The organism is Alishewanella maricola, assembly GCF_016343785.1.
In the GTDB taxonomy this organism is placed as follows: domain Bacteria; phylum Pseudomonadota; class Gammaproteobacteria; order Enterobacterales; family Alteromonadaceae; genus Alishewanella; species Alishewanella maricola.
Genome location: NZ_JAEINI020000023.1, coordinates 1 through 6,029 on the forward strand (window position 1 = coordinate 1; position 6,029 = coordinate 6,029).

The following is a 6,029-nucleotide window of genomic DNA, read 5'->3' on the forward strand; positions in this document are numbered from 1 at the left end:
AAAGGAGAAAAAAAACAATCCCAGAGCAACAACTATTTTATCCATTACCATTTCATCATCCTTTTGTTAAATATAAAGTATGTCTCTTTGAGTATGACTAAGAATAGACTAATAACCACTTATTTTTGAGAGTGCTATATAAGGGCATATTAAACAACCAAATAGTAACTGAGAAAGACGTTGATTTGTATTAACTCACATCCGTGAACCACTTCTAAGTGTAATATTCAGGGCGTGAAAGACTATATTTCGCTCATAACTGACTGTCGGGTTGGAATGGAAGCTCTCGGCCAAACTGTCAGATCAGATATAAGCCACAACACATTAAGGCACGCAGCACGCCCGGTTCGTATTGAATTCGGATCTGCAATTAAAAAACGGAGCGTGCCTGCTATTGTTACAGTTAATAGGTTAATCCTCCTCAGGATCAAATGTATACTCTGGGTAGTATTTCAGAACCTTATACATTTTTGGCTCCCCTCTTACAGTTTCAACTTCAACATCAACCACATACGCTAATTCATGCCACTGCTTCTTGAATACTTCTGGAGGATGTAACATGGCATCTTTAACTGCATTATTTTCAAAAATGACCTTCATGCTCTTCTTCGAAAGATCATCAATAATGGCCCGATTACCCGTTTCAGAGTTAGGATCGAACTTGGCCTGATACCAGTACATCACTTTTCGGCGATGAACATGGTCTTCTGGAGAGTCAAGCCGCTCTATCTTTCTACCAATTTCATTTTGGATTGCGTTAGCTTCAGTTGAGTTAATCGTAAAATTATTTACTACCGTACCACCATTTGAGACGATAAAATTCATCTGTGAGCCATGGTCTTTAGCTACTGGCTCAACAAATTTATACCACTCTTGTAAGTCTTGTTTTGACACTTCCTTTGGTGGATTTTCGGTTTTTCCTAGAAGCCAATGACATATACCTTGGACTAAGTTTGACCATTGGCACAATGTTCCCCCCTCCCAAAGAAGGGGCACTATTGGTGCAGCTTGCGACACCAACTCGATGATAATTGAGCCTTTTCTAACTTCTTTGATAAGTAGCTCAGTACCAACATCAGTCAGCTTATCTGTTTCAGATTCAACAAACTTATGAAACTGGTGATTGAAGGATAGAAGTGACAGAGATAAGTCCTTCAACGAGACTGGTCGCTCATTATTTATTCTGATCTCGAGTTTTCTATCGAGATCTATCTCCAGAATGTTACTCATATCTCTCCGCCTAGTCTTTGGCAACTTTTGAGTATATCGGATAATATGTTCGACATCAGCACATTGTTAGTTGCATTGAATACCATATGCTCTTCGCCATTGAGTTCTCGGTTTGCACTGGATATTCTTCAAATGGTCATTGAGGTGATTAAGATTTCTTCCGGTCCGCTCTATGATCTTCCCTTCCCCCGCTGTCCAAGTTGGACACCCCGAATAGCCCCGTGTCCAAGTTGGACACCCCGAGTAGCACCCGCTGTCCAAGTTGGACACCCCGAGTAGCCCCCTGTCCAAGTTGGACACCCCGAGTAGCCCCCCTGTCCAAGTTGGACACCCCGAGTAGCCCCCTGTCCAAGTTGGACACCCCGCATTGTCCCCTGTCCAAGTTGAACACCCCGAGTAGCCCCCTGTCCAAGTTGGACACCCCGAGTAGCCCCCCTGTCCAAGTTGGACACCCCGAGTAGCCCCCTGTCCAAGTTGGACATCCCGAGTAGCCCCCTGTCCAAGTTGGACACCCCGAGTAGCCCCCTGTCCAAGTTGGACACCCCGAGTAGCCCCTGTCCAAGTTGGACACCCCGAGTAGCCCCCTGTCCAAGTTGGACACCCCGAGTAGCCCCCTGTCCAAGTTGGACAGGGGAAAAGTCATCTTTGATCGCTGTGACTGCGCTGCACTGCAATATTTTATCACAGCGAAATTAGATGATTAATTATAGTATTTCTGTTAGATTTCAGGGACATCTGGCAGTACTTGAATAATTAGAATCGGCGTTTTAAAGGATGCATTATGGCTGTGAATCAGGGCAGAATTATTGAGCAGTTGGAAAGTCTGGTATCTGAACCTGATCGCAGCGAATTCATCTTTGGTTTTATGCAGGCTTTTGGTTTTGCAACCGCAACCATCACTCAGGTGAAACAAGGTGGCAGCCGAAACGTTGCAACTATGCCCAGCCATATCGGTATCAAGCTTAAACTCTACTTCCAGCCCTGCGAAAAATCTTCAGATTTGGAAGCAGACTTCGACACCCGAATTTCTGATCCATTGATTGCTAAACACAAAATTCGGTTTGTGATCGTGACAGACTATCAGCGAATTCTTGCGTGGGACACACTGGCAAAAGATCGACTGGACATCGATTTTGACGAGCTACCGCGAAACTATGGCTTTTTCCTTCCATTGGTCGGTCTTGAAAAAGCAATTATTGGCAGTGAAAACCCTGCTGATGTTGCGGCCGCAGAAAAAATGGGGAAGCTTTTTGACCTGATCCGAGTGCAAAACGAGCTTAGTAAACCAGAAGATATCCATGCCCTTAATGTATTCCTGACTCGCTTGTTGTTCTGTATGTTCGCGGAAGACACCGGTATTTTCAAAGATGGTCAATTCACTTTGGCCCTCAAAAATTACACGGATGAGGACGGCAGTGGGCTTGATGATTTCCTTTATCAGTTATTTACGGTTTTAAATACACCAGAAGATGCGGAGTCGCGCAAAGCTTTACCAACTCACTTTACCGATTTTCCCTATGTGAATGGTGGACTTTTTGCCAGTGATGAACCAATACCAGATTTAGGTAAGAAAGGTCGTCGGACGTTGCTCGATTGCTGTGCGATGAACTGGGCGGCTATCAACCCGGATATTTTCGGCAGTATGTTCCAAGCGGTTATAGATGTTGAACAACGCAGTAGCCTTGGCCAGCATTACACGTCTTACAGCAACATCATGAAGTTAATTCAGCCGCTGCTTCTGGAACCATTGCGTGCTGAGCTTGTTAGCTCACGTAAAAATGCCAAAGCGCTGAAAAGTCTTCTAGTCAGACTTGGTCAAATTAAGGTTTTCGATCCAGCATGCGGCTCGGGTAATTTTCTAATCGTCGCATATAAAGAACTGAGACAACTGGAAATGGAAGTTATTCAAGCTCTGCGAGAGCTTGAAGGGCAAGCCATATTTGTCACAGGAATCCATCTCGATCAATTTTATGGTATTGAGATTGACGACTTTGCCTGTGAGATCGCTAGATTGTCACTTTGGCTGGCAGAGCACCAGTTAAATAAACAATGGCAAAAAGAATTTGGTGATGCCCCTGCAACATTGCCACTAAGTTCAACAGGCAAAATTGTTCACGAAAACAGTCTCACATTAAATTGGTTAAATGTCTGCCCTAAATCAGCAGAAGATGAAGTTTATGTAATTGGCAATCCGCCTTTCCTCGGTACATTAGGAAGAACAGAAGAACAAAAATCCAATATGCAGTCTATTTTCAATGACTTTAAAGCTATTGGTTATCTGGACTACGTTGCTTGCTGGTTTTGGAAAGGCGCTCAGTACATTGCCAACTCTCAAACCGAATTAGCTTTGGTATCGACAAACTCGATCTGTCAGGGAGAGCAAGTATCTACTCTGTGGCCAAGAATTTTTGAGCTTGGTCTTAGTATTCATTTTGCTTACCCAACTTTCCCGTGGGCGAATAATGCCAGAGATAAAGCTGCGGTTCATGTAGTAATTGTCGGATTAACCGCTAAAAAAGCGACACGCAGGTTATTTCAATTGGTAAATGATGAGTGGCATAGTCGAACTGTTTCGAACATTAGTCCTTACCTAATCGAAGGCTCAAATATAGCGATTGGAACTCCAGTAAAACCAATTGTAAATGGCGTTCCTCCCTTGCTTTTCGGTAACAAACCCACAGATGGTGGCCATTTGTTTTTAGATTTACGTGAAAAAGATGAATTAATTGCGAGAGAGCCAAAAGCGGCTCGCTGGATTAAAAAAATTCTTGGAGCCAATGAATTTATAAATGGTTTAGACAGATGGTGCTTATGGCTTGTAGATGCCACAACAGATGAGCTTAACGAAATGCCGGAAGTGCTCAAAAGAATGGCTGCAATAAGGGCATTGCGAATTAAAGCTGGGCATCCTGCTGCGCTAAAGATGGCAGAAAAGCCTCACCTTTTCATTCAGGTAAGCCAACCTAAATCTGGCGGATACATATTGGTCCCGAGAGTATCCTCAGAGCGCAGAACATATGTTCCGATTGGCTTTTTCGGCCATGAAGTGATTTGTTCAGACGCCAATATGTTCATTCCAAATGGCACCCTATACGAATTTGGCATTTTATGCTCCATTCTGCATAACGATTGGATGCGACTCGTTGCAGGTCGTCTAGAAAGTCGTTACAGATACTCGGCATCTGTTGTCTACAACTCTTTTCCTTGGCCAGAAGTCACAGCATCACAGCGAAAGCAGATTGAAGACTTAGCTGAAACAATATTATTCACACGAGAAGAATTCCCCGGTGCAACGCTGGCCCAACTGTATGACCCAGACAAAATGCCTCCAGCATTGCTTAAAGCACATCAGGCTTTGGACCGTGCTGTTGATAAATTGTATCGCGATAAACCATTTAAAGATGCGTCAGAACGACTGAGTTGCTTACTAGAAAAGTATGAATCTTTGGTACAAAATACTTAAGAACAGGCCAAGGTGAAAAGCTAAGTATCTGCCCAATAATCAAAGTGTAAGGGATATACAATGAACAATTTGCTCGACGTAACATACCAGCAAACTGGTAAAAGCACGCATTTAAACAATATGGGGATGCGGGAAATGCAAGCTCGCGCTTTTGCCGAGCGCAATAGCCAATACCTGCTTATCAAAGCTCCTCCAGCTTCAGGAAAATCCAGAGCCTTAATGTTTTTGGGGCTTGATAAATTAATCAATCAGGGTGTGCGCAAAGTCATTGTTGCAGTACCTGAGAAATCTATTGGTGGCTCGTTCCAAAGCACAGCGCTCACTGAACATGGTTTTTTTGCAGACTGGACTGTCAGCAAGGAACACAACCTTTGTGTAGACGGTGGTGAAGCTGGCAAGGTTAATATTTTCCAGCGATTCATGGCTGGAGACGAGCAGATACTGGTTTGTACACATGCCACACTGCGTTTTGCTTTTGAGAAACTGGACGTCAATGCCTTTGATAACTGCTTAGTCGCCATCGACGAATTTCACCATGTCTCTGCTGACGTAGACAGCAGATTGGGCGGTTTAATTGACGCACTGATGAAAAAAAGCAGCGCTCATATTGTTGCGATGACAGGGTCTTACTTCCGGGGCGATACAGTCCCAATTCTGTTACCTGAAGATGAAGCGCTCTTTACCAAAGTTACCTATACCTACTACGAACAGCTCAACGGCTATCAGTACTTAAAATCGCTGGGCATTGGTTATCACTTCTATCAGGGCAAGTATATTGACGCTTTGCCGACCGTCCTCGACGAGGCGAAGAAAACCATTATTCATATTCCTAATGTCAATTCCGGCGAATCCACAAAGGACAAGCATGGAGAAGTTGACTCTATTATTGATGTGCTTGGTGAATTACAGTTCCAAGACCCGGTAACTGGTATCCACCACATTCTGACTAAATCAGGTCGGAAAATTAAGTTAGCCAACCTCGTGGACGATGACTCAAATAAGCGGCCCAAAGTGCAGGCATATCTTCGGGATATCAAATCTGCCGATGAAATGGACATCATCATTGCACTGGGTATGGCTAAAGAAGGTTTCGACTGGCCTTATTGTGAGCATGTGTTAACTATTGGCTACCGCAGTTCATTAACAGAAATTGTGCAGATCATTGGCCGCGCTACCCGCGATTGCAAAGGAAAGAGTCATGCACAATTTACCAACCTTATCGCACAGCCGGACGCTCAGGATGACGATGTAAAGGTGTCAGTGAATAACATGCTGAAGGCTATCACCACCTCTTTATTGATGGAGCAAATTTTAGCACCAAGTATCCAGTTTAAAC

The 6,029-nt window shown here is 43.9% G+C and carries 3 protein-coding genes; 2 read left to right on the plus strand and 1 reads right to left on the minus strand.

The features are described 5' to 3' along the window. Positions 1-411: 411 nt before the first annotated feature. Positions 412-1,230 (minus strand): hypothetical protein, encoded by an 819-nt coding sequence (locus JAO78_RS16340; protein ID WP_226752431.1) that lies wholly within the window; start codon positions 1,228-1,230, stop codon positions 412-414. Positions 1,231-2,011: 781 nt separating this feature from the next. Between JAO78_RS16340 and JAO78_RS16345 the strand changes: the two genes are divergently transcribed. Both JAO78_RS16345 and JAO78_RS16350 read left to right on the plus strand, forming a co-directional pair. Then, the gene (locus tag JAO78_RS16345; protein WP_226752432.1) at positions 2,012-4,693 is read left to right on the plus strand and encodes a class I SAM-dependent DNA methyltransferase; all 2,682 of its coding nucleotides are present in this window, start codon (positions 2,012-2,014) and stop codon (positions 4,691-4,693) included. Between the two features lie 60 nt (positions 4,694-4,753). Continuing rightward, the coding region (locus JAO78_RS16350; protein ID WP_255654686.1) for a DEAD/DEAH box helicase at positions 4,754-6,029 on the plus strand (1,276 nt) is incomplete at its 3' end.

What these genes read in the sequence shown, in the direction of transcription:
- JAO78_RS16340 (WP_226752431.1), bottom strand. Translation starts at nt 1,230, where the DNA reads ATGAGTAACATTCTGGAGATAGATCTCGATAGAAAACTCGAGATCAGA.
- JAO78_RS16345 (WP_226752432.1), top strand. Translation starts at nt 2,012, where the DNA reads ATGGCTGTGAATCAGGGCAGAATTATTGAGCAGTTGGAAAGTCTGGTA.